This window comes from Alkaliphilus metalliredigens QYMF (assembly GCF_000016985.1).
Taxonomy (GTDB): Bacteria; Bacillota; Clostridia; order Peptostreptococcales; family Natronincolaceae; genus Alkaliphilus_A; species Alkaliphilus_A metalliredigens.
Map to the genome: position 1 here is coordinate 2,911,692 of NC_009633.1, position 25,425 is coordinate 2,937,116.

The 25,425-nt window shown below is 37.3% G+C and carries 24 protein-coding genes; 2 read left to right on the forward strand and 22 right to left on the reverse strand.

Features of this window, described 5'->3' with window-relative positions:
* Positions 1–34: 34 nt before the first annotated feature.
* The 17 genes from AMET_RS14290 to AMET_RS14365 all read right to left on the reverse strand — a co-directional run bounded on the left by AMET_RS14290 (position 35) and on the right by AMET_RS14365 (position 17,094).
* The gene (locus tag AMET_RS14290) at positions 35–1,843 is read right to left on the reverse strand and encodes a GAF domain-containing SpoIIE family protein phosphatase (RefSeq protein ID WP_012064017.1); all 1,809 of its coding nucleotides are present in this window, start codon (positions 1,841–1,843) and stop codon (positions 35–37) included.
* A gap of 20 nt (positions 1,844–1,863) precedes the next feature.
* Positions 1,864–2,871 (reverse strand): restriction endonuclease, encoded by a 1,008-nt coding sequence (locus AMET_RS14295; protein WP_012064018.1) that lies wholly within the window; start codon positions 2,869–2,871, stop codon positions 1,864–1,866.
* Between the two features lie 120 nt (positions 2,872–2,991).
* A complete protein-coding gene (locus tag AMET_RS14300) occupies positions 2,992–3,255 on the reverse strand; it encodes a YkuS family protein (protein WP_012064019.1) in 264 nt (87 codons plus the stop codon).
* 86 nt (positions 3,256–3,341) lie between these two features.
* Complete coding sequence (locus AMET_RS26280; RefSeq protein WP_012064020.1) at positions 3,342–3,509, reverse strand: hypothetical protein; 168 nt, start codon at positions 3,507–3,509, stop codon at positions 3,342–3,344.
* Between the two features lie 78 nt (positions 3,510–3,587).
* Positions 3,588–4,127: a hypoxanthine phosphoribosyltransferase gene (gene hpt, locus AMET_RS14305; protein ID WP_012064021.1), complete on the reverse strand. Its 540-nt coding sequence runs from the start codon at positions 4,125–4,127 to the stop codon at positions 3,588–3,590.
* A gap of 99 nt (positions 4,128–4,226) precedes the next feature.
* The gene (locus AMET_RS14310; protein WP_012064022.1) at positions 4,227–4,757 is read right to left on the reverse strand and encodes a cob(I)yrinic acid a,c-diamide adenosyltransferase; all 531 of its coding nucleotides are present in this window, start codon (positions 4,755–4,757) and stop codon (positions 4,227–4,229) included.
* Positions 4,758–5,001: 244 nt separating this feature from the next.
* Complete coding sequence (locus tag AMET_RS14315) at positions 5,002–5,973, reverse strand: ABC transporter ATP-binding protein (protein WP_012064023.1); 972 nt, start codon at positions 5,971–5,973, stop codon at positions 5,002–5,004.
* 22 nt (positions 5,974–5,995) lie between these two features.
* Positions 5,996–6,979: an ABC transporter ATP-binding protein gene (locus AMET_RS14320; RefSeq protein WP_012064024.1), complete on the reverse strand. Its 984-nt coding sequence runs from the start codon at positions 6,977–6,979 to the stop codon at positions 5,996–5,998.
* A 27-nt stretch (positions 6,980–7,006) separates the two neighbouring features.
* Entirely contained in the window at positions 7,007–7,921 is a 915-nt protein-coding gene (locus AMET_RS14325) for an ABC transporter permease (protein WP_012064025.1), read from the reverse strand.
* Between the two features lie 30 nt (positions 7,922–7,951).
* Positions 7,952–8,881: a nickel ABC transporter permease gene (gene nikB, locus AMET_RS14330; protein ID WP_012064026.1), complete on the reverse strand. Its 930-nt coding sequence runs from the start codon at positions 8,879–8,881 to the stop codon at positions 7,952–7,954.
* Positions 8,882–9,009: 128 nt separating this feature from the next.
* A complete protein-coding gene (locus tag AMET_RS14335) occupies positions 9,010–10,575 on the reverse strand; it encodes a glutathione ABC transporter substrate-binding protein (RefSeq protein WP_012064027.1) in 1,566 nt (521 codons plus the stop codon).
* A gap of 555 nt (positions 10,576–11,130) precedes the next feature.
* Complete coding sequence (locus tag AMET_RS14340) at positions 11,131–11,349, reverse strand: hypothetical protein (RefSeq protein ID WP_041720853.1); 219 nt, start codon at positions 11,347–11,349, stop codon at positions 11,131–11,133.
* A gap of 62 nt (positions 11,350–11,411) precedes the next feature.
* Positions 11,412–12,410: an ABC transporter ATP-binding protein gene (locus AMET_RS14345; protein ID WP_012064029.1), complete on the reverse strand. Its 999-nt coding sequence runs from the start codon at positions 12,408–12,410 to the stop codon at positions 11,412–11,414.
* Positions 12,411–13,400, reverse strand: coding sequence for an ABC transporter ATP-binding protein (locus tag AMET_RS14350; RefSeq protein ID WP_012064030.1), 990 nt, complete (start codon positions 13,398–13,400; stop codon positions 12,411–12,413).
* Between the two features lie 16 nt (positions 13,401–13,416).
* Entirely contained in the window at positions 13,417–14,328 is a 912-nt protein-coding gene (gene opp4C, locus AMET_RS14355; protein WP_012064031.1) for an oligopeptide ABC transporter permease, read from the reverse strand.
* A 13-nt stretch (positions 14,329–14,341) separates the two neighbouring features.
* A complete protein-coding gene (locus AMET_RS14360; protein WP_012064032.1) occupies positions 14,342–15,307 on the reverse strand; it encodes an ABC transporter permease in 966 nt (321 codons plus the stop codon).
* 86 nt (positions 15,308–15,393) lie between these two features.
* Positions 15,394–17,094 carry an ABC transporter substrate-binding protein gene (locus tag AMET_RS14365; protein ID WP_012064033.1) on the reverse strand — a complete coding sequence of 567 codons (1,701 nt, stop codon included), beginning with the start codon at positions 17,092–17,094 and terminating at the stop codon, positions 15,394–15,396.
* A gap of 555 nt (positions 17,095–17,649) precedes the next feature.
* Here AMET_RS14365 and AMET_RS14370 point away from each other — a divergent pair.
* Complete coding sequence (locus tag AMET_RS14370) at positions 17,650–18,261, forward strand: NUDIX hydrolase (RefSeq protein WP_012064034.1); 612 nt, start codon at positions 17,650–17,652, stop codon at positions 18,259–18,261.
* Positions 18,262–18,286: 25 nt separating this feature from the next.
* Here AMET_RS14370 and AMET_RS14375 read toward each other — a convergent pair whose 3' ends face one another.
* The 4 genes from AMET_RS14375 to AMET_RS14390 form a co-directional block, all read right to left on the reverse strand.
* Entirely contained in the window at positions 18,287–18,805 is a 519-nt protein-coding gene (locus AMET_RS14375) for a hypothetical protein (protein WP_012064035.1), read from the reverse strand.
* A 27-nt stretch (positions 18,806–18,832) separates the two neighbouring features.
* A complete protein-coding gene (ccsB, locus tag AMET_RS14380) occupies positions 18,833–19,666 on the reverse strand; it encodes a c-type cytochrome biogenesis protein CcsB (RefSeq protein ID WP_012064036.1) in 834 nt (277 codons plus the stop codon).
* Between the two features lie 10 nt (positions 19,667–19,676).
* Positions 19,677–20,957, reverse strand: coding sequence for a cytochrome c biogenesis protein ResB (gene resB / locus AMET_RS14385; RefSeq protein ID WP_012064037.1), 1,281 nt, complete (start codon positions 20,955–20,957; stop codon positions 19,677–19,679).
* 201 nt (positions 20,958–21,158) lie between these two features.
* Positions 21,159–22,436 (reverse strand): ammonia-forming cytochrome c nitrite reductase subunit c552, encoded by a 1,278-nt coding sequence (locus AMET_RS14390; protein ID WP_012064038.1) that lies wholly within the window; start codon positions 22,434–22,436, stop codon positions 21,159–21,161.
* A 217-nt stretch (positions 22,437–22,653) separates the two neighbouring features.
* Here AMET_RS14390 and AMET_RS14395 point away from each other — a divergent pair, with 217 nt between their 5' ends.
* Positions 22,654–24,366: a flavin monoamine oxidase family protein gene (locus AMET_RS14395; RefSeq protein ID WP_012064039.1), complete on the forward strand. Its 1,713-nt coding sequence runs from the start codon at positions 22,654–22,656 to the stop codon at positions 24,364–24,366.
* Positions 24,367–24,532: 166 nt separating this feature from the next.
* On the opposite strand, the gene AMET_RS14400 is transcribed toward AMET_RS14395, so the two are convergent.
* A complete protein-coding gene (locus AMET_RS14400) occupies positions 24,533–25,420 on the reverse strand; it encodes an acetamidase/formamidase family protein (RefSeq protein ID WP_012064040.1) in 888 nt (295 codons plus the stop codon).
* Positions 25,421–25,425: the final 5 nt, after the last annotated feature.

Sequence of the window (25,425 nt, forward strand, 5' to 3'; positions counted from 1 at the left end):
CCCAATGATATTATACTTTTTTTAACATCAAAAATCAAACCCCATACTCAATCTCTGTTCGCTCATTATTTTTAATAATCATGAGTATCCAGTCATCTAAAAGTTGCTTTTTCCCAGTATGTAAGTTTAATGCCTCTTGTACACTTTCATTAATTTGATCTGCATCTTCTTGGTAATGCGCAATCAGTATATGCTTAAGGGCTTCAATACCAAAACCCTCTCCCAATCCATTCATTGCCTCTATTACCCCATCAGTGAAGAGACACAAAAGATCATATTTCCCAACATCATAATGCTGATTCGTATAGCGTGTATCCTCCAATACACCTAGAGGCATCCCGCTGTCGAATAGGATCTCCTCAGCCACTACCCGTCCATTTTCCTTTTTAATCCCAATTGGCAAGTGATGCCCTGCATTAGAGGCATTGATTTGATTTCGATCTTGATCATAAAAAATCAATGTTCCTGTTGTAAAAGCATCCATAGAATTAAAATCTTCAAACAATGTTTTATTCAGTTTAGTTAAGACCTCTCCTGCACTGACATTTTCTTTGACACTGGATTTAACAGCTCCCTTTAGCATAGCTACAAAGTAGTTTGATAATATTCCATGTCCCATGACATCTGCAATAAAAATGCAAGCTCGTTTCTTATTAATAAAAAAAATATCACAAAAGTCCCCACCAATATTACGTGCAGGATGATAATAGTATGAAATCTGAGTTGAATCAGATAACTTCAAATGATTTTTAGGCATCATGATTCTTTGTTGTTTTTCTACTAGCTCTAATTCTTTTTCGATTACTTTATGTGCAATTAATTTAGAGGCATTCTCATACCTCTCGATTGCAAATATAATTTGCATGGCAAATATATTAAGAATTTTAAGATCATCTGCTCTATATGAGGGCGCATTGCTGACCACAATAAAGCCGATTTCCTCGCCATCCTTAATGAGCCTATGATATAAAAGGGTATTTATCTCATGGAGATCTATGTAATCAGGCATCTCCCGCTTATTATAATATTGTCCATTAAGAATCTTAGCACTGGATTTTTGAAACTGTTTATGTATCTTCAACGCAGCTTCTTTGAGCTTGATGTGCTCCCCAAAGCCACTTTCATATAAGTTTTCACCTTCACCAAACTTCATCATAATAAAAGCACTCTTACTAAGGGTCACATTACATACCTGCTTGTTTATCAGCTTGAGAAACTTATTGAGCCCCAATCCTTTATATAGTTCATCTGATGCCTTATTAATAAAGTTCAAAGACCCACGAACTTTTTTCATCATTAAATCAGCATCTCTTTTCTTTGTAGTGATATCAATAGAAAATCCAATCATGGTAGCAACAGATGAAATAAAGTCAATGTCTTCATCATTGTAATAACTGCTTTCTTCTATAAAGAAGGAGGTCATAAAGCCAATTACTTGATTATTGGAAATAAGCGGGAACACGGCTCTTGATCTATATCCTTCATGAATTGCTAGGGGAATTTCGTTTATAGCTCTTTCATCGTTATAAATATCTTTAACCCAAATAACTTCTTTCTTTTCAATCGCTTCATGAATATAAGGCGGGTAGCTTGCCAGGGGAATATGATATTCACCTTTTTCGTTCTTTTTATAAGCCTTGGGGATGTATTCTAAAGTGCTGGAACACACTAAATGAACATTTTCAAAGTCATTAATAAACAAATTAACACATGCCTTAGCTGGATAAATCACCTCTAACATTTTCTCAACTACTGCATCTTTAATGTTAAAGAAATTATCTGTAGCTGTAACCATCTTTGATATTTCAACAATGCCCTTCATTCTTGAGTCCATTCGTCCCATTATTTCCCCCCTCACTGCTATTACTTATCTCGCAATAGTTCACTTAGCCCTTGGGCCCCTTCTTCCCTTAGATTTTTTTTGTTTAGAATATTAACAACGATTGCGATGCAGCCTAATCCAATTACCATTCCTGCCACTGCCATATAGTACACCTTGTAGGGCGTATAAAAAGCACCGATAATTAAATATATTCCTAATAAAATGTATCCTTTAATTTTTTTCTGAGAAAGCGCAGTACTTTTGTATTTTTCCCACTTACGCTCCCGCTGACTAATTTTATTACTGATCATTTCGTCAATTTCCTTTTCATCAGGAAACATATCATTACTTTCAATCAATTTTAATAGCTTTTCTTTATTAAAAATAAGCATTTTATACCGATCATTTAATTGTTCCATGAGCTCATAGCAATCACTAGTAAAGTCTGAGGTAGTAATCATGATCCCAGTTTTAACCTTATGATCAATTAAAAAGCGAACAAACTCCTTCATCTCTTTTAGTTCAACATAATATTCCCCTTTATATACATTCAATGATATCATAACTTCTTCTTTATTGTATACACTCTTTAATAAGATTAGCCTATGGTCACTGTTGATCATCTCCAAATCTGTAAATCCTGATTTCTCTAATATTTTTATAATATATGATTTTATCTCCACACCTGTTTTATTCATCATTTCTTGATAAACCCGTTGACTTGCGATGAAGCGCCTTTTTTCTTTTGTTAACTGCTGTAGCTTTTTATTTCGAATACGTGTTGAACCAGCATGAAGTAAAGAGAGTGTCACAGCAGCAATAATGACAGCTATTAATAAATTGGTATGTATTTGAAATGCAATGAAAAATGCAATAAAGAAAAAGGCAAAGCGCCATAAAACATAATCAATTACCTTAGCCATATTGGTTCTAGAATCAGCTTTTGTCTCCATGTAATAGGCCTTAAATTTCCTCTGTTTTTTATTTTCTTTGCCATAACCTCTGATCTGTGTGGCTATAAATTGAAACAATGCATGTATATTTTCCATTACGATACCTCCTTCTTTGTCTATACTTCTACTGTTGCCAATATATTCTAATTTATACTTGCGCTAAATTAACATGCAAAAAGCGCCCACAGGACGCTTTTTGCTTTTATTGCTTCTACTTTATTGTATCTCTTCAATGACACTAATCAAGCCCTCACGACCCACTTCTTCAACATTAATCATTTTAACAAACTTGTTATAGCTTTCAATCCCCAGCTTCCCTGTAGTATTGTGGGCTAAATAATTTGTATTCTTATTAGAGTACACAATCACATCAATTGGCTCCGTTGCATTATCCACTGTTGTGACCTCATATCCATTGACTCTTAGTAATTTTGCTTCTTCATGTAGTCCTTCCTGAACTGCAATTCTTTTTGTTCCCATCAAACAACCTCCTCTTGAGATTATTCTTTCCTATTGCTAAAGAATTATCACTGAGAAGAGGCTGTTTCAATACGCTCACAAAATGATTATCCCATTGCTCTTTCAAGTTTATCTAAATGTTGAATTGGAAAGTGTTTCAAGAGCTCTTTAAATTGATCTACACCTAGGCCTGATGTTGTTGTATAAATATCAATTTTACCTTCTATATCTGCTTGAATGAAACGTTGTTTAATTTCTTCAAAATTCACAGCCACCTTATCGCCTCCTTGAATAGTAATCCTTACAAATAGTATGTTATACTTGCTAGAAAAGTATTCAAGAATCCCAAAACTTTAACGATAAACTTCTGATTTCAAAGTAGCAATATAGGGCAGGTTTCTATATTTTTCAGCATAATCGATTCCATATCCAACAATAAACTCATCTGGAATGTCAAATCCGATATAATCAATTGGCAAATCACATTTTCTTCTGGCAGGTTTATCCAATAATGTGCAAACCTTAATGCTTTTTGTATTTCTAGACTTTAAGTTTTCTGTTAAGTATTTCAGCGTCAATCCTGTATCAACAATATCCTCTACAATCAATATGTGCTTGTCTTCGATCTCTAAATCTAAATCCTTTAGAATTCTCACAACACCAGAACTCTCCGTTGACAATCCATAGCTTGATACTGCCATAAAATCAATTGATAGTGGACGATCAATCTTTCTAACTAAGTCTCCCAAAAAAATACTCGCTCCTTTTAAAACACCAATGACGACTAAGCCCTCTTCATGATTATAGTCTGCAGTTATCTGCTTACCTAATTCTTCTACACGTTGTGCTATCTCCTCTTGGCTAAAAAGAGTTTCCTTTATATCATTAACCATCATCTCACCTCTTCCATATTATTACCAGTTTATTATAACATATATACGGTTTATGCTGAACTATATATTGATAAATTTTTATATCATTCGATTTTTCACTTACTTTTTAAATTCAACATATTTTAAATCACTCTCTAGGTATCTAGCCATTGCATAGATCGCATCTGATAGTCGATTCACATATTTGACTAAGTTTACACTTACATAGACTTCTTTTTGTAGTGTTAATATTCTTCTTTCAGCCCGTCTACATATGGTTCTGGCAACATGTAAACTTGCAGAAGCCCGATTGGTTCCAGGAATGATAAATCGATCCATCAGTTCCATCTTAGATAAGAAATAATCGATCATTTCTTCTAAGCATTTAGTATGAGATTGTTCTATTTTTTCTGGAAATTTTTCTTTATCTTCTGTGGCCAATTCACCAGCCACATCAAAAAGCTCTCTTTGGATTTGAAAAATATAGTTAGAGATTTCATCATCTTCTACAAATGTTCTAGCAAAACCTAATGCGGAGTTCAGTTCATCAATGGTTCCATAACTTTCTACCCTAATGTCATCCTTGTCTACACGCTTACCATCATATAAGCTGGTTTGACCCTTATCTCCTGTCTTCGTATATATTTTCATTTTTTATCCTCTCCTTCATTGATCTTATGAACTTATTCATAATATACACTTCTTTACCAATGTATAATCTAAATCATGGAAGACTTTTTAATTTGTATTTTTGCTACAGCAATCATTTTTATATTTTCATTTTATTACGTTTATGATATAATTCTATTACAAATATTTTATATATTTAATTAATCCTGTGGATAATTAAATCTTTGTTCAAAAAAAAGAAAAAAATAAGGGCTTTCACCCTTATTTACTCTTTCCTTGGTTTCAAGTCACCGGCAAAGTGACAAGCAACAAACCGTAGGTCACCCATATCTCTTAGTTCAGGGGTATTTGATTTACATATTTCCTGTCTATATCTACATCTACCATAGAATCGACAGCCATCGGGAGGGTTAATTGGACTTGGAACGTCTCCCTCTAGAATGATTCTTTCTTTCTTTACATCAATTGAAGGTACTGGAATAGCTGATAATAACGCTTGTGTGTATGGGTGTATTGGGCTTTTAAACATTGTGTTATACTCAGATAGCTCTACCACTTGACCCAAATACATCACCGCAATACGATCACTTACATGTTTCACAACACCTAGATCATGAGAAATAAACATATAAGTGAGTCCAAATTCTTTTTGAAGATCTCCCATCAGGTTTAAAATCTGTGCTTGGATGGATACGTCAAGTGCTGAGACCGGCTCATCCTGTACAATAAATTTTGGATTTAGGGCTAATGCTCTTGCAATTCCGATACGTTGTCTTCTTCCACCATCAAGCTCATGGGGATATACATTGACAAGTCTTTCTGCCAATCCAACAGTTCCCATTAGCTCATTTACTTTTTTGTTAAGATCAACTTTAGATTTGTAAATTTTATTGACCACTAGTGGTTCTCCAATAATTTCAGAAACGCTCATCCTAGGATTTAACGAAGCAAATGGATCCTGAAAGACAATTTGCATTTCCTTTCGAATGTCACGCATTTGGTTCTTATCAAATTGGACGATATCTTTCCCTTCAAAGATTACCTCACCAGCTGTTGGCTCTAATAGCCTTAGAAGTACTCTACCTGTTGTTGACTTACCACAACCTGACTCCCCAACAAGCCCTAGGGTTTCACCTTTATTAATAAAGAAGTTCACATCATCTACAGCATGTAATAGTCCCTTTTTTGTATTAAAGTACTTCTTCAAATTACGTACTTCAATTAGTCTCTCTGACATAATTGTCACCTCCTACATTCTATTATTCGACTCCTCCGTCAGAAAATAATAAGCATTTCACAAAGTGACCCGGTGCCACCTCAATAGATTTTGGCATAACCTCCGCACATTTTTTTGTTGCGTGTGGACATCTTGGATGGAATGGACAGCCCGTTGGTAGATCAGTAGGATCTGGCATCAATCCTTTAATTGGCTTTAGCCTTGTTTCATCCTCTTCCGGGTTCGGAATCGAGTTGAAAAGTCCAATGGTATAAGGATGCTTTGGCACTGTATATAAGTTTTCCTTACTAGTGTATTCCACCACATTCCCAGCATACATAATCGCAACCTTGTCACAAACCTCTGCCACAACCCCTAAATCATGGGTAATCATAATCATTGAAGTCTCAAACTCTTCTTTTAGCTTTTTCATCAAATCAAGCACTTGGGCTTGAATCGTTACATCTAGGGCTGTTGTTGGCTCATCAGCTATCAGTAGTGTTGGGTTACAGGCTAATGCAATGGCAATGACAACACGTTGTCTCATCCCACCACTAAATTGATGTGGATAATCCTTATGTCTCCCAGCTGGGATCCCTACCGTATCAAGCATCTCTTGGGCCCGTTTAATTGCTTCCTTGGCATTCACCTTTTGGTGAAGCTTAACAACCTCTGCGATTTGCTCTCCAACAGTCATCACTGGGTTTAAAGAAGTCATTGGATCTTGAAAGATCATTGAAATCTTATTCCCACGAATCTTTCTTAATTGAGTTGCTGTTTTCTTTAACAGGTCTTCACCTTCGAATATAATTTCGCCCTTTATAATCTTGCCTGGAGGATTCGGAACCAATTGCATAATACCTAATGCAGTTGTTGTTTTCCCTGCTCCAGTTTCGCCTACTAAACCCAATGTCTCGCCCTTACCTATTTCAAGATTCATATCATCTACTGCACGAACAGTCCCATCTTCGGTTATATATTGAATGGATAAATCTTTAATTTCCAATAATTTTTTCTTTTCACTCATCTTTTTCACACTCCTATACTGGTGAAATTAGTTCTTTAATCTAGGATCAAGTGCATCTCTTAATCCATCTCCTAGTAGGTTAAGACCGAAAATCGTAAACATAATGGCTAGTCCTGGGAATGTTGCAATATGCCAGTAATCCCTCATATATTGTCTTCCCGATGATAGCATGGCACCCCATTCAGGAGTTGGCAATTGAATTCCTAATCCAATAAAGCTTAGTCCTGCAGCTGATAAAATTGCCCCAGCTACCCCTAGTGTTGCCTGCACGATAATGGGTGCCATAGAGTTTGGAAGAATGTGTTTCATAATAATTCTAAAGTCATTGGCTCCGATGGCTCTGGCTGCTTCTACAAATTCCTGGTCTCGAATTGTCAATACCGAAGCACGTACAATTCTGGCATATCCTGGAATTGAACCAATCCCAACGGCAATCATTACATTGGTAAGTCCTGGTCCTAAGGATGCAACAATTGAAATCGCCAGCAAAATTCCTGGGATTGCCAATAGCACGTCCATTAATCTCATGACAACATTATCTAATTTCCCACCATAGTACCCTGCAATCGCCCCTAGTGATCCACCAACGATGGCAGCAATTCCTACGGCAACAAAGCCTACCTGTAATGAAATTCTAGATCCATGAACAATACGATCAAATATATCACGGCCAAAGTTATCTGTTCCGAATAGATGTTCTCTGCTTGGTGATTGAAATCGATTCGTCAAATTTTGACTATCATAGCCATCTGGTGCAATCACATCGGCAAATAGTGCTGTTAAAATTAAAATAGTAAGAATGGTCAAACCAACCATGGCTGCTTTATTTTTTCTTAATCGTCCCCAAACTGCTACCCATTGGCTACGCTTCTTCTTTTTTGGAGCAGTCTGTTGACTTCCCTGTGCTTGTGAATCCTTTACAGCTGAATTTGAACTTGACATACGGTTACCTCCTTTTCATGCTTATCAACTCTATTTATACTGAGATTTAATTCTTGGATCAACATAGGCATATAAAATATCCACAACTAGATTAACCATACTAAAGGTAACTGCGATAAATAGTACGCCTCCTTGTACAACTGGAAAATCTCTTGTAAGAATAGAATCAACCATTAATTTTCCTACCCCAGGGATAGAGAAAATAGATTCAGTTAAAACTGCTCCTCCAAGTAAGTATCCAAATTGCAATCCAATAACAGTTATAATGGGAATAAGTGCATTTTTAAGCGCATGCTGATTGATAACAACCGACTCAGCCTGTCCCTTGGCTCTGGCAGTTCTGATGTAATCTTGTCTAACAACCTCTAGCATACTAGAGCGGGTCATTCTTGTAATAATTGCTGCTGAACTTGTTCCAATTGTTGTTGCCGGTAAAATGAGATGCCTGAATGTGGAGAATCCCGAGGACGGAAACCATCCAAGATAAACAGAGAAAATTAAAATCCCCATCATCCCTTGCCAGAAGTTTGGCATCGAGACCCCCATCAAGGCAAAAATCATGGCAACGTTATCAAAGAGTGAATATTGTTTTGTTGCCGATATGATCCCTATTGGAATTCCGATGACAACCGCCACAAAGACACCTGCTGCTGCTAGTTTTAGTGTAGCAGGGAATCTCGTCAAGACTTCTTCCGCCACGGGTCTACCTGTACGATATGATCTTCCAATATCTTGATGCACCACCGCATTTTTAACATATCTGCCAAACTGCACAACATAAGGATCATCCAATCCTAATGACTCCCGCATTCTTGCAACCTCTTCATCTGGTGCTGACTCTCCTAGCATGATTCTCGCTGGATCACCAGGTGTAAAGTACATCATTGTGAAAACAATTAAAGAAACCCCTAAAATAACCGGTATCAAGTACAGCAACCTTCTTAGTATATACTTATGCATCAATGGTCCTCCTTCCTATATTTAACACCTTCCATTGCATTAATATAGGGTCATATGAAACATATGACCCTATAGTTTTATGCAATCTACTATTTCACTTTGTTTTCAAGCGATTTACTAAATCACTTTTATTCGAAGTAAACACCGTGTAATTTATGATGTCCTGCTGGATGTGGTACAAATCCTCTTACATCGCTTTGTGTACCATTTAGGTCTTCACCACTCCATGTAAAGATCCATGGTGCTTCATCTCTAATGATTACTTGTGCTTCCATATAATATGCTTCTCTTTCTACTGGATCAGCTGATCTTCTTCCAAGGTCTAACAGCTCATCTACTCTGTCATTTCCATAGAAGGATCTGTTTCCTGCTGTTCCGGTTGATTTTGAATGGAATAATGAATATAAACCATAGTCAGGGTCACCGGTTACTGTTGTCCAACCCATGATAAGCATGTCATGCTTTCCAGCCGCTGTGTCCTCTAGATAAGTTCCCCATTCAACTACTGATATTTCAGCTTCAATACCAATTTGTCCCAATTGGTTCGCAACGATTGTTGCAATGTCTTCTCTTTGTTGATTTTGATTTGTCCAAAGTGTTGTTTTGAATCCTTCTGGGTATCCTGCCTCTGCCAATAGTTCCTTTGCTTTTTCTTGATCAAATCCGTATTCCTCAAGGCTTTGATTTGAGGCCCATACGTTTGGTCCTAGAGGCCCTTTAGCTGGTGCACCAACGCCTTGGTATACTGCCTCAACAATGGCTTCCATATCCACAGCATAGTTAATGGCTTGACGTACTCTTACGTCATTGTATGGTTCTTTAGCAACGTTAAATCCTACATAGGCTGTTGAGAAGTTAGGTTGTCTTAATAAAATTAAGTCATCATGTGCTTCTACTCGGTTTACATCATTTGGTGAAATATCATAAGCAATATCAATTTGTCCTGTTTCAAGCTCAATTGTTCTGTTTGCATTTTCTGTAATACTTCTCATAATTACTTTTTCAATCTTTGGTGCTTCACCATGGTAGTTATCATTTCTTAATAATTCAATGCTATCACCAGTGTTCCACTTATCAAATACAAATGGTCCTGTCCCGATTGGGTGCTGACCATAGTCCTCACCAGCTTCAGTTACTGCTGTTTCATTTAACATAGCAGTTGCTGTATGTGCTAAATGTGCTAATAATGGCGCAAATGGCTCTGTTGTAGATATTCTAATGGTGTGATCATCGATAATTTCAATACCCTCTGGGTCAATTTGACCTACAATATGCCCAATATGAGTAGACTCTAATGCTCTTAACAATGTAAACTTAACATCATTAGCAGTGAACGCTTCTCCATTATGGAAGACTACGCCTTGCTTTAGTGTAAACTCAAAAGTTAGCTCATCAATTTCTTCCCAGCTTGTTGCTAAGCCTGGTTGAAGTGCCATGTTTTGATCTTGCTCAACAAGTGTGTCATAAATTTGCTTTGAAACTCTTGAAGATGGTTGGTCATTTGTTGCATGTGGATCTAAAGAAACTGCATCTGCACCTTGTCCTACAACTAATACAGTTTTGCTTTCAGTCACTTCTCCTTCAACTACTTCTTCCCCACCCGCTGGTGCTTCTGGACTACTACAACCAACAGCAACTAGAGCGAATACTAGTATTAGGCTTAAAAGCAATAATACTTTTTTACTCTTGAACATTTTGTTTCCCCCTTATATTATATTTAATTTTTGCCTGTGAGGCAAAAGTGAAAACCAATCAGATGAATTAATAAAATTTTGTAAAACATGATATTCATTCAATAAATTATGCAATCGATGTATTAATTTGTTTTTTATGAATTGTCATTCAATTGATTTAACTATAGGAGCATTATATCTCCTTTATTCTCTAATTTGCAAGGTAAAAGCCTAAACCTTAAATTATCTTAATATTTGATAGAATAGAACTTTTATCGCATTCGCACTTTCTTCTTGAAATTACAACACAAGTGTTTAATTTACATATTTATATATTTTTTTCTCCTCAATCAATTATAACTTTTTTGTAATAAACATATTTCTATTTTAACTTCAAAACCTATAATTGATTCACACACACATCTCCTATAATTTATGTACGTACAAATAAAGCAGAACAACAATTTCCACACAATCCTATATACCATTACCATTTTCAATCTTGAATAACCCACTCCCTATGGATATGGAAACAATGGACACTTCCCCCAAGCGCAAAAGAAACTAGCATTTCTGCTAGTTTCTTCCCAATAACAATGAAAATAGTAACATTATAACTGCATAGCTTCCAGCTAGTGCCAGGGCATAGGGGAATATCACTTGGAATGTTGCTATAGTAAACGCTAAAGTATCACTCCAATCAAACTGGATTTCATCTTTGCTTACATCGGACTCTAGTTCACTTTTATACTGTTTCTCAATGTGATCATAATGCCCATGCTGCTTTTTAAGCATTTTCTCCCCCCTCAAATTTTAAGAAAGTTGATATTTATCTATATGAAATGTTTTAGACTTTTTTATACTAAATGACATGCAACAAAATGTTTTTCTTTTGCTTCTTTAAACTCCGGAACCTCTATCTTACATTCATTCATCGCATAAGGGCATCTCGTATGAAATCGACAACCTCTAGGTGGGTTTGACGGACTGGGAATATCACCCTTCAGTAAAATTCGATTTATCTTTTTTCTAGGGTCAGCTAATGGTATTGCCGATAGTAAGGCTTGGGTATAGGGATGCAATGGTTGTTCATATAAATCATCCTTATCTGCTAATTCCACTAGATTACCTAAGTACATCACACCAATTCGGTCGCTGATGTGTTTTACCACACTTAGATCGTGGGAGATAAATAGATATGTTAATTGACGCTCCTGTTGAAGATCCATCAATAGATTTAATATCTGCGACTGAATGGAAACATCTAGTGCCGATACCGGCTCATCACATACAATGAAATCAGGATTTAATGCCAAAGCCCTTGCAATACCTATTCGTTGTCTTTGTCCACCACTAAATTCGTGAGGATACCTTCTAATATGATAAGGGGCCAGACCACAGGTTTCCACCAGTTCTTTAACTCGTTCAATTTTCTGCTTTCCTTTCGCTATCCCATGTTGTTCTAGGGCTTCTCCAACAATATCTGAAACCGGCATTCTTGGATTCAAGGAACTATAAGGATCTTGAAAGATAATTTGCATTTCTCTTCGTAATTGTATCATCTCGTGCTTAGACAAATCATAAATATCTTGACCTTTATAGTAAACCTCCCCTTCAGTCTTTTCTAGTAACCGTAAAATCGTTCTTCCGGTAGTCGACTTACCGCAACCCGATTCTCCCACCAGTCCTAGTGTTTCCCCCTTTCTAATTGTAAAATTAATATTTTCTACTGCCTGAACATGACTGACTATTTTCTTTAATAGTCCCGCTCTGATAGGAAAGTATTTTTTCAAGTTTTTAACTACGATCAAATCATCCGTCTCTTGAAAACGATCATTTTTTTTTATCATTTCCATCTATTCACTCTCCTCCCCATGACTGTTATGAAATAACCAGCACCGCACTTTTCGCTCTTCGGTATAATGCACTAAGTCTGGAACTTTTTCTGTGCATATATCCATTACTTGGGAACATCTGGGGTGAAAGGCACATCCCACCGGCATAGCTAAAGGATTTGGCACGCTACCTTGTATTACTTCTAATCGTTGGGATTTTTTATCTATACTTGGTTTGGAGTTTAAAAGTCCTATTGTGTATGGATGCTTAGGATCTTCGAAAATATCCATTACATTTGCTTCTTCAACAACTCTACCTGCATACATAACAATCACATGATCTGCGGTTTCTGCCACCACACCAAGGTCATGGGTGATGAGCATAGTCGCAGTATTGAGTTTTTCTTTTAGCCCCTTCATTAATTCTAAAATTTGTGCTTGAATGGTTACATCTAAGGCAGTCGTCGGTTCGTCGGCAATTAGTAATTTGGGATTACAGGATAATGCCATCGCAATCATCACACGTTGCCTCATACCACCACTAAATTGATGGGGATAATCATTTACAACCTCAGCCGCTCGGGGTATCCCCACTAACTCTAGCATTTCAATGCATTTTTCTTGGGCTTTATTCTTGTTTAGCTTCTGATGTAGCATCACGGCTTCCATAATTTGACTACCAATTGTATAGACTGGATTCAATGAAGTCATAGGTTCTTGAAATATCATCGCAATATCATTTCCTCGAATTCGTCTCATCTCTAGCTCTGAAATAGCTAATAAATCCTTGTTATCAAATATAATCTCACCATCTATAATTTTACCAGGTGGCGTTGGGATCAAACGCATGATAGACATGGAAGTAATACTTTTGCCACAACCTGATTCACCTACAATTCCCAATGTTTGTCCTGGCTTCAAAGTAAAATCCACACCATTTACTGCAGGTACAACACCATCCTCAGTATAAAAATAGGTTTTTAAATTTTTCACTTCTAACAAATTGTCCAATAGTTTCACCTCTATTCTATTGTTTTAACCTTGGATCCAAGGCATCTCTCAATCCGTCACCTAATAAGTTCAAACTCATGACAACTAAAAAGATTAGTAAACCTGGTGGAATCCATTGCCACCATCTATTTTGCAGTACATATTGATTTTGAGCCTCAGTTAACATATTTCCCCAGGTCGGTTGAGGTGGTGAAACGCCTAAGCCTAAAAAGCTCAAAGATGATTCCGTTAAAATTGCTGCTGCAATCCCTAGGGTTGCTGACACAATAATCGATGCCATTGTATTGGGTATTAAATGTCTCGTGATTTTTCTAAAGTCACTAATTCCTAGCGCCGTCGCAGCTTCCATAAATTCTCTTTCTCTCAGAGAAAGGATTTCAGCCCTCACAATTCTCGCAATCCCGGGCCATCCAATTAATCCAATCACCAGCATTATATTGTAAATACTAGGTCCTAATAATGCCACAAAGGTAATGGCGATCGGTAGAAAAGGAAAACAGGCAAATACATCAGCCACCCGCATAATAAAACCATCAACGGCTTTTCCATAATATCCAGCAATACCACCAAGTACCACACCAATAACCATACGAATCCCTGTAGCTACAAACCCCACTGTCAAGGAGACCCTGGCTCCATAAATGAGCCGTGCGAAAATATCTCTTCCCAGGGAGTCTGTCCCAAGCCAATTTTCAGCATTTGGTGCCATATTACTGTTTGCTAAATTTATTGCATCTCTTTCATGTGGTGTAATCCACGGTGCAAAGATTGCTAACAAGGATAGTGTCACAATAATTGTCAATCCAACCAGTGCTAATTTGTTTCTTTTCAAGCGTTTCCACATGAGTTTCCATTGACTCGATACTTCTGAGCTTTTAGCTTGTTTATTAATCTCAGGAAGATTTTTCTCTCCTTCTTTACTAATCATTGTTTTTCCCCCTTTAATCGTACCGAATTCTTGGATCAATAAACGCGTAGGAAATATCCGCAACCAAATTACCCATCAATGTTAACACGCCTAAAAAAAGATTAATTCCCATCATCAATGGATAATCTCTATGTAGTACTGAATTATATTGCAACCTCCCCATACCTGGCCAAACGAATACGATTTCAATTAGTAAAGCACCAGAGAAAAGAATAGGTAAACTAGCTCCTAATAGTGTTACAACAGGAATCAATGCATTTCTTAATGCATGCTTATAAATAACGACTTTTTCATTTAATCCCTTTGCTCTAGCTGTTCGAATATAATCCTGACGAATCACTTCTAGCATACTGGACCTAGTATAACGCATAAATCTCCCTGCTTGGGTTAGACCAAGTACAGTCAATGGCAAAACACTATGCTTTAAAAGATCAAACATATTGTGAGGAAAAGAGAAGTCAGCCGCCGGGGTCCGCATACCTGATATTGGAAACCAGCGCAGGTCTATCCCAAACTGCTTAATTAATAATAAGGCAAAGAAAAAGATAGGTATCGAAACTCCCATAAGAGCAAAAATAGTCCCTGCATAATCGAAAATAGAGTATTGCTTTGTGGCCGAAATAACACCTATGGGAATTGCAATCATCAGACTAATAAATAAAGACACAAAAGAAATATAAAACGTTGTCCACATCCGTTCTCCAATCAATGTAGAAACAGGCTGCCTCAGTTGAAATGACGTTCCTAAATTGCCCACTACTACCCCTCTCATATAATCAACATATTGTAGGTGAACGGGTCGATTAAGCCCATAGGCCTCTTCCAATTGTTCCATTTGTTCACTGGTCATGCTTGGATCCATATAAAAAGAAGCTAAAGGACTGCCAGGCGCCAATTGAAAGATAGCAAAAAGTAAAATACTTACACCAATTAGAATTGGAATTTGTTGAAATAATCTTCGTAGGATATACTTCCCCATATTTTCCCTCCTCACAATTTTTTTGAAAAATTAGCATATGGCCTTGCATCCAAAACCATATGCTAACTCATAACCCTTAAAACAGCTTAATTTTCTATTATCTCAATCTCGTGGGCATTTGCATACCACTCAACAAATTCACTTGGTTGGAAATTCTTCACTCGTTTGTTTATCAGCCATGGATTCATTCTAGTGTATACATAGATATAAGGTAAATCTTCGTTGAATTTGTGAGCTAATTCTTGATAAATTTCTTTACGCTTTTCTTGTTCTAGCTCTAGTACACCTTCTTCCATCAACGCTTCAATCTCTTCATTAGCATAATATCCTCTATTATTTCCTGGAGGTGTATGTTCTTTAGCATAGGTGGATTGCATATTAGGATCAGCCGTTAAACTCCAAGCCATATTAAACATATCCCATTTATCGTGATTATTGAGATCTCCAACAAGGGTAGACAAAGAGTTGAAATCCATTAATTCAATTTCACAGTCTACGCCGATGTGTTTCCAATTTTCCTTGGCTAGGGCAGTAAATTGAACCGACCATTCTGCATCATTATAAGAAGTCCAAGTAAAGGCCAGTTTTTCACCATCTTTATATCTAAATCCATCATCTTTCATTTTCCAACCCGCTTCATCTAATAACTCATTGGCTTTTTCAGTGCTGTATTCATATGGGTTTAATTCCGCTTCTGGATAAGCCCAAGAAACAGGTGAAATGGGACTATGGGCCACTGCTCCACCTAAATCTCCAAAAAATGATTGAACAAATCCAGCTCTATCTACACCGTATACCAATGCTTGTCGTACTCTTTGATCCTGAAAAATAGGGTTCTTAAAGTTAAAGCTCACATAGGTGTATCCATTGTTCCAGTTATTTAACAATTCTCCATGTTTAAAAGTTGGACCTTCGATTGTTTCATAGTTCTCAATGGCATTTTCAAAATTAACTGCATCTACAGAGCCCACTTGAAATTCAGATAGTTCATTGACATTTGCAACAACTTTGTAAATAATCCCATCTAATTTAGGAGTACCTTGCCAATAATCTACATTGGGTTCGAATTCTACATACTGTTCTACCACATAATTTTTAATTTTAAAAGGTCCATTTCCAATAGGCTCACGGTCAAGTTCCGCCATGGCATCTGCTGACCCCACGTCATAATAATGCTTTGGAATAGGGAACATTCTCTCCCCTGCCAAATTTCTAAGAGTAGTGGCCTTCGCCACCGTCGTTACAATTTCAATTGTTCTTTCATCTATAACGTTAATTCCTTCAGCTGATTCTGCAACGCCTTTCTTCACTTCATTTGCTCCAACAATATCTTGTACATTATTAAAAAGTCTCCCCTTATAATCAGGTTGCATAATCGTCTCATAGGTGAAGGCAATATCTTCAGCAGTAATAGGCTGACCATCATGCCAAACTAATCCTTCCTTCAGGGTAAATGTATAAATTAAACCATCTTCAGATATTTCGTAGTTCTCCAATAGCCCTCCTTCAGTCACCAGTGTCCCATCTGTTTCCATTCCTAATAATGTATCAAAAACCAATCCAATGATATATGAATCATAAACCGTTGAATACGTAATGGGATTAAATATCCCATTTACATCAGTTCCACCCACAGTCAGCACATTTCCCCTACGGGTAGCAGGATTGTCAAAATCGCTACCCTCCCCTAGAGCACTTCCTTCTTGGCTAGAGGTCTGTGTGTCTGTGCCTCCACAGCCTACTAAAAATGTGGAAATCAATAGAATCATTGTCAATAAAAATACCATACTTTTTTTCGAAATTTTTTCCCCCTTTAAATATATAATTTTGTTTTGTATAGAATTTGCTTCTTCTCCCCCCCTTTTTTTCTATCATTTTTCACTTTTGACATTTTTGATTTTTTTGATTTTTTCGTAATCAGTGAAAATTGTTTATATTCCAAATATTCTCTTCTTATCCAATAATTCCTGCTACTATTTAAGTTTATTTTATTTTATTTTTATATATAACTTTAATTCCACCTAAATTCTAAGGGAAAATTGAACCGATTTAAAAACTATAAAATTTAGAGAAATACTTTCCGCTTCATTGATTGAGTTCGATATAGCATTTTGAAGTAATTCAGTAGTCTTTCTAGAGATTTTACGAATGATTTCTTTGATAAAGGTCTTCCACTTCAAATATTTTCCTAATCTCAAATAAAATAATCAATAAGAAGTACAATCATAATTATATAAAATATAATCTTCTCTTTTTTGAATACAGAGCAAATGAATGGTATAATAACTATATTGACTTATTTACGATTAATTTCATTAGTTAAAAAGGTTAGGAGTTTATATATGAAAAAGTATGCTGGCATTATTGAGGCCTTTCAAAAAAGAAACCTGGCTTATGAACAACATTCTTCGGTTTTGGTTCCTCTTATAGAGCGGGACGGTGAACTTCATGTCCTCTTCGAGGTTAGATCTTTACAGATGAATCATCAACCTGGAGAAATCTGCTTTCCAGGTGGAAAAATCGAAAAAAATGAAGCACCCAAGGAAGGTGCTCTTCGAGAAACCACAGAAGAACTAAATATTAAAAAGGATCATATCCATATTATTGGGGAAATTCAACCTATTATTACCCCCTTTCATATGACCATCTATTCCTATTGTGGTATTTTAAAGGACATTGCCTTTGAAGACATTGCGTTTAACCCCTCTGAGGTTCACTCTCTTTTTACTGTCCCTCTTCGATTTCTTTTAGAAGTGACACCACTCATTCATCATGTTGAAAACAAAATGTATCCAAAAGATGATTTCCCTTATCATCTGATTCAAAGCGGACGAAATTACCACTGGAAAACCGGTGATTATGAGGTTTATTTTTATGAATATGGTGATTATATGATCTGGGGTATTACTGCGAAAATTTTAAATCACTTTTTAAAAATCTTAAAAGATTATTAGAACACTATATCAATTTAAGGACCCATTACTCACCGGTAATGGGTCCTGTTGCTCCGCTATTTTTAAATGTTTGCTTTATTTGTGCAGCTTCTTTAGGTGTCACTAAGAAGTAGTATCCTTCAATATACAATATATTTTCCTTTAGTAGGGCAAAAATGTCCTCATGGGTATCGAAGTAAAAATTAATCGGTCCAATCACGCTTCCCTCATCGAATTCCACATCAAACTCTTTTCTGATGGTAATTTCAAAGATTCTCTCTATAAAATCCGTCACTTCTTCCATCTCTTGTAACATTCCCACTGTTTCATTGTCAATCGTTCTCATTTCGATGGCTCGCGCTTCCAACAATTGCTGTTGAAGCCCCTCTGGTGTAGAAAGATCATAGGGTACAACAACTTGGTCCTCTAGTCCTTCCTGTATTGAAAGGTCCTCTTCTACTCCTAGAAACTCCTCTTGCTCTACTTGTTCTGGGGCACATCCAACAATTAATAAGGGCACCAGTATCAAAAAGATCAGCAATTTTAAGTTTATGTTTATCTTCATGTCTACTCACCTTCCTATTCAGATTTATTATAGCATATTTATCCATAGAATCCCATAGGCATGGTAACCGGATAAGATTGTGTTAACGCCTATATAAGTGAATAATATCGACACAAAACCTAAAATAGCAAACCATGCTGCTCGCTTATCCTTCCATCCACGCCCTAATCTTACATGTAAGTACATGGCATAAATGACCCACGTAATAAATGACCAGGTTTCCTTAGGATCCCATTGCCAATATCTTCCCCAGGCTTGATCTGCCCAAATGGCACCACTTATGATCACGATTGTTAGCATCATGAATCCTAGAGCAATGGCTCGATAACTTATCATATCTAATGTACGAGAACTAGGCATATGCTTTTTTATAAATTGATCTTCCTTCATCCGGTCTCCTATGACGAACATTAGTGATGCCGCGCAGGCGATGGCAAAGCCGCCATAGCTTAAAATAGCGGTGCTCACATGAGCGATCAGCCAATTACTTTGTAATGCAGGCATTAACGGTCTAATCTCCTTGGATTGTACCGCTGCATAAAAAGTGATCATAAGGATTAATGGCGTCACAAATGTACCTAATAATCTGTACTTGTATTTCTGGTCAAAGGCAAGAAAACAAGCTGAAATTCCCCATGCAAAGCTTGTCGCAAATTCATACTGATTGCTTAATGGTAAACGACTTGCTTCCACTGTTCGGGTTCCCAAAGAAAGGGTGTGAAAAAGCAGTCCAATTACAACCAGTATTTTGCCATATTTAGCTAGACTCTCTTTTCTTAAAAGAAAAAACATAAAGTAGCTGAACATTGCACTTGTATATAAAAGTACTGTCATTGTAAAGCTATTATTCTCCAAATTCATACGACCCCTCCTAAATATCTAATGATTTTCCTTCCCCTATTTTTGATTGATTCCTAATGAAACTTGCATACTTCTCATCATGACTGCTAAACACTTGGAGTTTATCCTTCGCCTCTACAATCACTAATGCCTTAGTTTTCATATAGAAAGTCATCATTAAACCCATCATTATGCTAATGGCACCCATGCCAGCGCCAAGCTTACCACCCATTTTATTAACCTGAAGGTAAGTATACCTCCTAGGTTCATTAAATTCAAACTCGAACTCATTCCACTGTATTGACTCCCCAATATCCGCTATATTCATCGCCACACGATTGCCACGGTAAAAAATACTATACAGGACCTTTGGGTGATTTAACTCATGGGATCGAGACATGGGTCCCCTATCCGTATTAATAAAATCTGGATAGAATCCTGTAAACTGTATGGCTAGGGCTTCCTCTTCTGATACCAATGTGGTGCTTTCATAAAACACTTCATTCTCTATCAATTCATCAGACTTTTTTAGGGAAAAATCTGTGGCCCAACCGGTACTTGTTTGATAGAACTTGTATCCATTATGATTTAAGGGGTGATTAACCGATACCTCACTTTGGGTTATTGGGTCTCCCTCTGAATTCAATAGCTCTAATTCAGTTATATACTGTTCTACGCTCCCATCCTCCCGATAATTGATTGTGAAATCATTAATCCTGGCTGTGTACCCTGTGTCCCCAACCCCTTGTTCTGTGCCTGGTACACCATAGACTGCTGTAGAAACATAAGTATATTGTCCATAGGCATAAAATATAATGATTAACAAGAAGCCTACATGAGTTAACCATGAGCCTATGTACCGGATGTTATTTCCTGTACTGTAATGAACTTTTTCATTTCTTTTTTCCCTTGTATTAAATTCTTCAAAACCATATTTTTGGAACTCATCTTGAATCCACTTTATGAGTCCTTCCCTTGGTTTTTTCATTGTTTGTATATGAAAGAGTTTTGCTTGATCGGGCATTTGCTTTATTTTCTTTTTTAAATGATCTAGACGCGCCACACTACACAAAAACAGATTCACACTTAATGCGGCAAAAAGAAAGATAAAATAAAAAGAGTGATAGATGTCATTTAATCCAAATAATAAAATGAGCTCAGCGGTCTTCTGGGAAAAGTTGCGATGATAAAATATCGCTTCCTGTCCCTGGGGAACCATGGAACCAAATACTGATATAACACTTAACACACCCAAGAGTATAAGTCCCACCTTCATAGATCTTAAAAATTGTAAAAATTCATTTTCTTTCATATGATACCTTCCTTTACTCCTTAGTCTAATTTCATTTTTTATGTTGATTAAAAAAACTTTCACTATCGACAAGTGTTGCCGATAGTGAAAGTTACTATACTTTATACATTTTTAATTTTTAAGGAGTCTGTGAATATTGTTGCACACGGCCCTAACCATAGCCTGTGTATGTTTTTAACTGTACATAAGTTACTTATATCATCACTGATTATTCAACCCTTCCAATAGTTCCAGTGCTTGCTGTGCATATTCCTTACCATCTTCTAGGGTTCTTCTTGCCTTAGATGCATTATGGAAACCTGTGCTGTTTTCTACAAATACGAAATCCCAACGATATTGGGCCTTTCGATGAAGTGACCAGAGTTCATGAAGTGTCTCTTCATCTAGATCCCGTTCTTCAACAAGAACAGCAAAGTCTTCGATCAGCTTCACAATCATACTACTGAGTTCAGCTAACTCTCCTTTGATTTCCTTTTGAATTGCCTGAGTATCCGCGATGATTGCGTCTCCGTCTGGTCCATGACATTGTCCGCAGGATTCATTCACGGTTTTCAGTGGGCTTTTTGCCCAGTGGGATGTATATGTTTCTCCATCTTCTTCTACTGTAGGCATATGGCAGTCTATACAGGTGATACCCAATCGTGCATGGAGGCTATCGGTATACATCTCAAACTCAGGATGCTGTACCTTAATGAGAGGTGTCCCTGTCCTAGGATGCTTCCAATCATGAAAGTCTCTTTCATCAAAATATGCCTCTATTTCGTCTACCCCAATGCCATTATCCCAAGGAAGTACAATAGTCCCTGTTTCAGGTTCAAAATAATACTCAACATGACATTGGGCACAGGCCATGTTTCCTGGTGGTATTTCTAAATCTAATCTTTCAACTGCATCAGCAAAATGTGGTGACGTCACTTGTACCCGTTCACCTGGTTCATTTCGATGACAATTGTAACAGCTGATTCCATTTTCAATCTCCTGTACTGTTTCATGAAAATCCATTCTAAATAAATCGTCCCCATTTTCTACATAGAGCCTTTCATATTCAGAGGTTTTACAGGCAAGACATGAGGCCCCAGGTTTTGGTCTTACAGTATTGATCACATCCGTCAGTGCGTAATAATGACCTCTAGCCGCATAGTATTCTTTAGCGAATCCAATCCCATCATATAATATTTCAATCTCCGGGTACTCCTGTATATAATCCAGTGGCATGAGTCCACCTAACTCAGGGTCCTCTATTACGCCATCTTTATATCTTGATGTACGAATAAATGACTCATAAATCATTGGGTATTCTTCCTGCCATGCTTCAGATGATAAGATCATTTCACCAACATTTGGAACTTCTACCCTCTCATCTTCTATCTCAGGAGTTAGAGGTTCTCCTGGCTCTTCTTCCCTGGCACAGCCCAAACTCGATATCAATAATCCCAATATAACCATTATACTGACTACAAATTTTAATTCTCTTTTCATGAAACCGTAACACTCCCTTCAAACTTCACTTCATTACCTTTATTATTCCATTTGTATTGAAATCTATAAGAACTTTTTTCAAAATACATAAATGCTTTGATTTTAATGATCAGGTATGTATCCAGGGCACATAATTAGAATTTTTTCATATGATGGTAGTGTTCATCTATAAATCCATAATGGACGACCTTAAATTATTTTAAAAGGAGGTCATGATATGTTATTAACACAGCCGGACAATCCAACACCCAATGAGCGATATCAACTATTATTAAGCGCATTAACTGAACTTGGACGTCCCGAAGACTTTCAGAACATTATTGAACTCTTCAGTCCCCCCCAAGACATTACTAAGATCAATCCAGCAGGCTCCTGTAAGCATATTAAAGTTGGGATTTTAGGTGGAGGCCTAGCAGGATTATCTGCGGCCTTTGAATTAAGAAAACTTGGTTTTGATATTACGATTTTCGAAGCAGAGGAGGAGCGTATTGGTGGTCGGGTTTACACCCACTTTTTTGATGAATTTAAAAGCCTATACGGTGAGTTAGGTCCCATGCGCATTCCCGTTAGTCATGAGACTGTATGGCATTATATGGATCTGCTCCGATTGAAAACCAGGCCCTTTGTACAATTCCAACCCAATGCTTTCATATTTGTTCGAGATGTACGTCTTCGCCAAGACGATGGCGGTGAAAGTGTACAACAAAAGATTTACCCATTTTTCGATATGACACCAGAGGAGCGAGCGACCCTATGGCCTGAATTTTTCGAACTGATTTTTGACGAAACCCTCCAGGAAATGCCACCTGAAATTCGCCGAGAGCTATTAGAGGTCTTGCCTATCTATAGCCCCGAAATCCTTGCTTTGGATACACTTAATTTCCGAGAGTTAATGCAGGCAAAGGGACTTAGCGAAGGGGCCATAGAAATGCTTAGTAATATCCAACCATTTGTGGAAGCATTTTTGTATTTAAATTTTCTTGATGAGCTTGGACCCGAGTATGCGGCTTCTTATTTTTACATGTATGAAATCCTAGATGGGATGGTTCAGCTTCCCTTGGCACTTCACCAAGCTATTTTAAGTCCTCTTCCTCCCTATGGTTATGATGACATCCCAGCACACCTTCTTGGAAATGTTCACTGGAAGAGCGGACATTATATCACTGGACTAAGCCAATCAATACCAGGAGGCTCCGTTCAAGTAGATTATCTAAATAAAAAGAAAAAATGCAAGGGAGAAGATACTTTTGATTTTGTCATTTGCACCCTGCCTTTTTCTAGTCTACAAAGAGTAGAGTTAAATCCAATTTTTAAAAGCAGAAAAATGCAGGCAATTTCTGAAGTGAATTATGCCTCAGCTCAAAAAACCATCATGCTCTGTCGCCATCGTTTTTGGGAAACTGGGGACATGAGTGAACGAATTTTAGGAGGAGGCTCTGTAACAGATTTACCTATTGCAACAATTTGGTACCCTTCAGACCACGCTTATCCAATTAATCTAGAGGAAAACCTATGGGGATTCAGACCCGGAACCAGTCCCTATGAGCCCGGTGTGCTTCTTGCTTCTTATAACTGGACCCAGGAGGCCATCCGAGTGGGAAATACCCCTGGTCCCACTCGCTTTGAGGACATTAAACGTCAAGTAGAGAAGGTTCATGGACTTCCTGAAGGTTACTTAGACTCCATTGTTTTAGACTATAAAACTGTACACTGGAATCGCGAACCACTATTCCTTGGTGCCTTTGCCTTCTATGAGCCCCAACAGAAAAGTCTTTTTAACTTTGTGTCAGCTGAACCAGATTATCATGGGAGAGTTCACTTTGCAGGAGAGCATGTTTCCGCTATACGCCAATGGATGCAAGGGTCTTTGAAGACTGGAATGGAAGCTGCCAATGCAGTGGCTAAGATATGTAGTCATTATGTTTCTTAGATTCAGTCCTTGTCCTATGCGCTAATTTCTTGTAGACATAAAAATACTCCCCTTGTAACAGATTTTAGTTATTTAATCTGCTTACTTAAGGGGAGTACATCATTATAAAGGGTGATGGCTTTTAATCGTTCCAAATACCTGTCTCAGGTACTTTTTACATTTTTAATTAGAATATTTTCTTTAGGACGGCTTTAGACATGGAAAAACGCACTGTTAGTAAGGGATCTACCACCTGGCAAACCTCTACATTTCCCGCTGCACTCAGTAGCATACCAGCTTCATTAAATGAAAGCTTTAATTGTTCCATCACGTGTTTTTGCATCTCTGATGTGGCAAGTTTGACAGCCACTAATAATTCTTCGTGGGAAGCAATTGTATAAAAATAGCCTTCATCCTCTAAAAGTGGATGTGCAATCTGCTTATTTTTAATTACTTCCACCTTGACAGTGACCCTCCCAGGTACCTCCACTCCTGAAACCATAATTTCTCCGTCCCCCATTGCCGCATGCAGGTCTCCTATTGCAAGAAGGCCTCCCTCTACAAAAACAGGTAGGTACAGGGTCGTTGCTTTTTTTATTTTCTTGTTATCCATATTCCCCCCATGGGCACCAGGTGTCCCACATGGAATGGGGTCCCCTTTTGGGGCCACACCTATCACCCCAATCATTGGGTTTAGGGGCAAACTAATCTCTTCATTAAACCATACCATTTCTCCTTCTATAGATACCCTCTTTATCTCAGGAGTCAAAACTTGATCCCCCAGTAGGCCTGCTCCTGGAATAGCAGCCATAATTCCATAGTTGGATACTTCAATATCAATAATCCTTACCTTTAAGGTATCTCCTTCACGGGCCCCTTCAACATAAAGTGGTCCAGTAGCAGGATTAATGCGATTCCAATTGAGGCTATCAATGGACTGATCTTCACTTTGAATCTGATTTTCAAAGCAATCATAGGTTTCAAAAATCACATTGCTTCCAGATTTAATCCTTAGACAGGGTTCATTGTTCTTATCCATAAAATAAACACCATTTTCCTTTTTAATTTCCAACATAAATT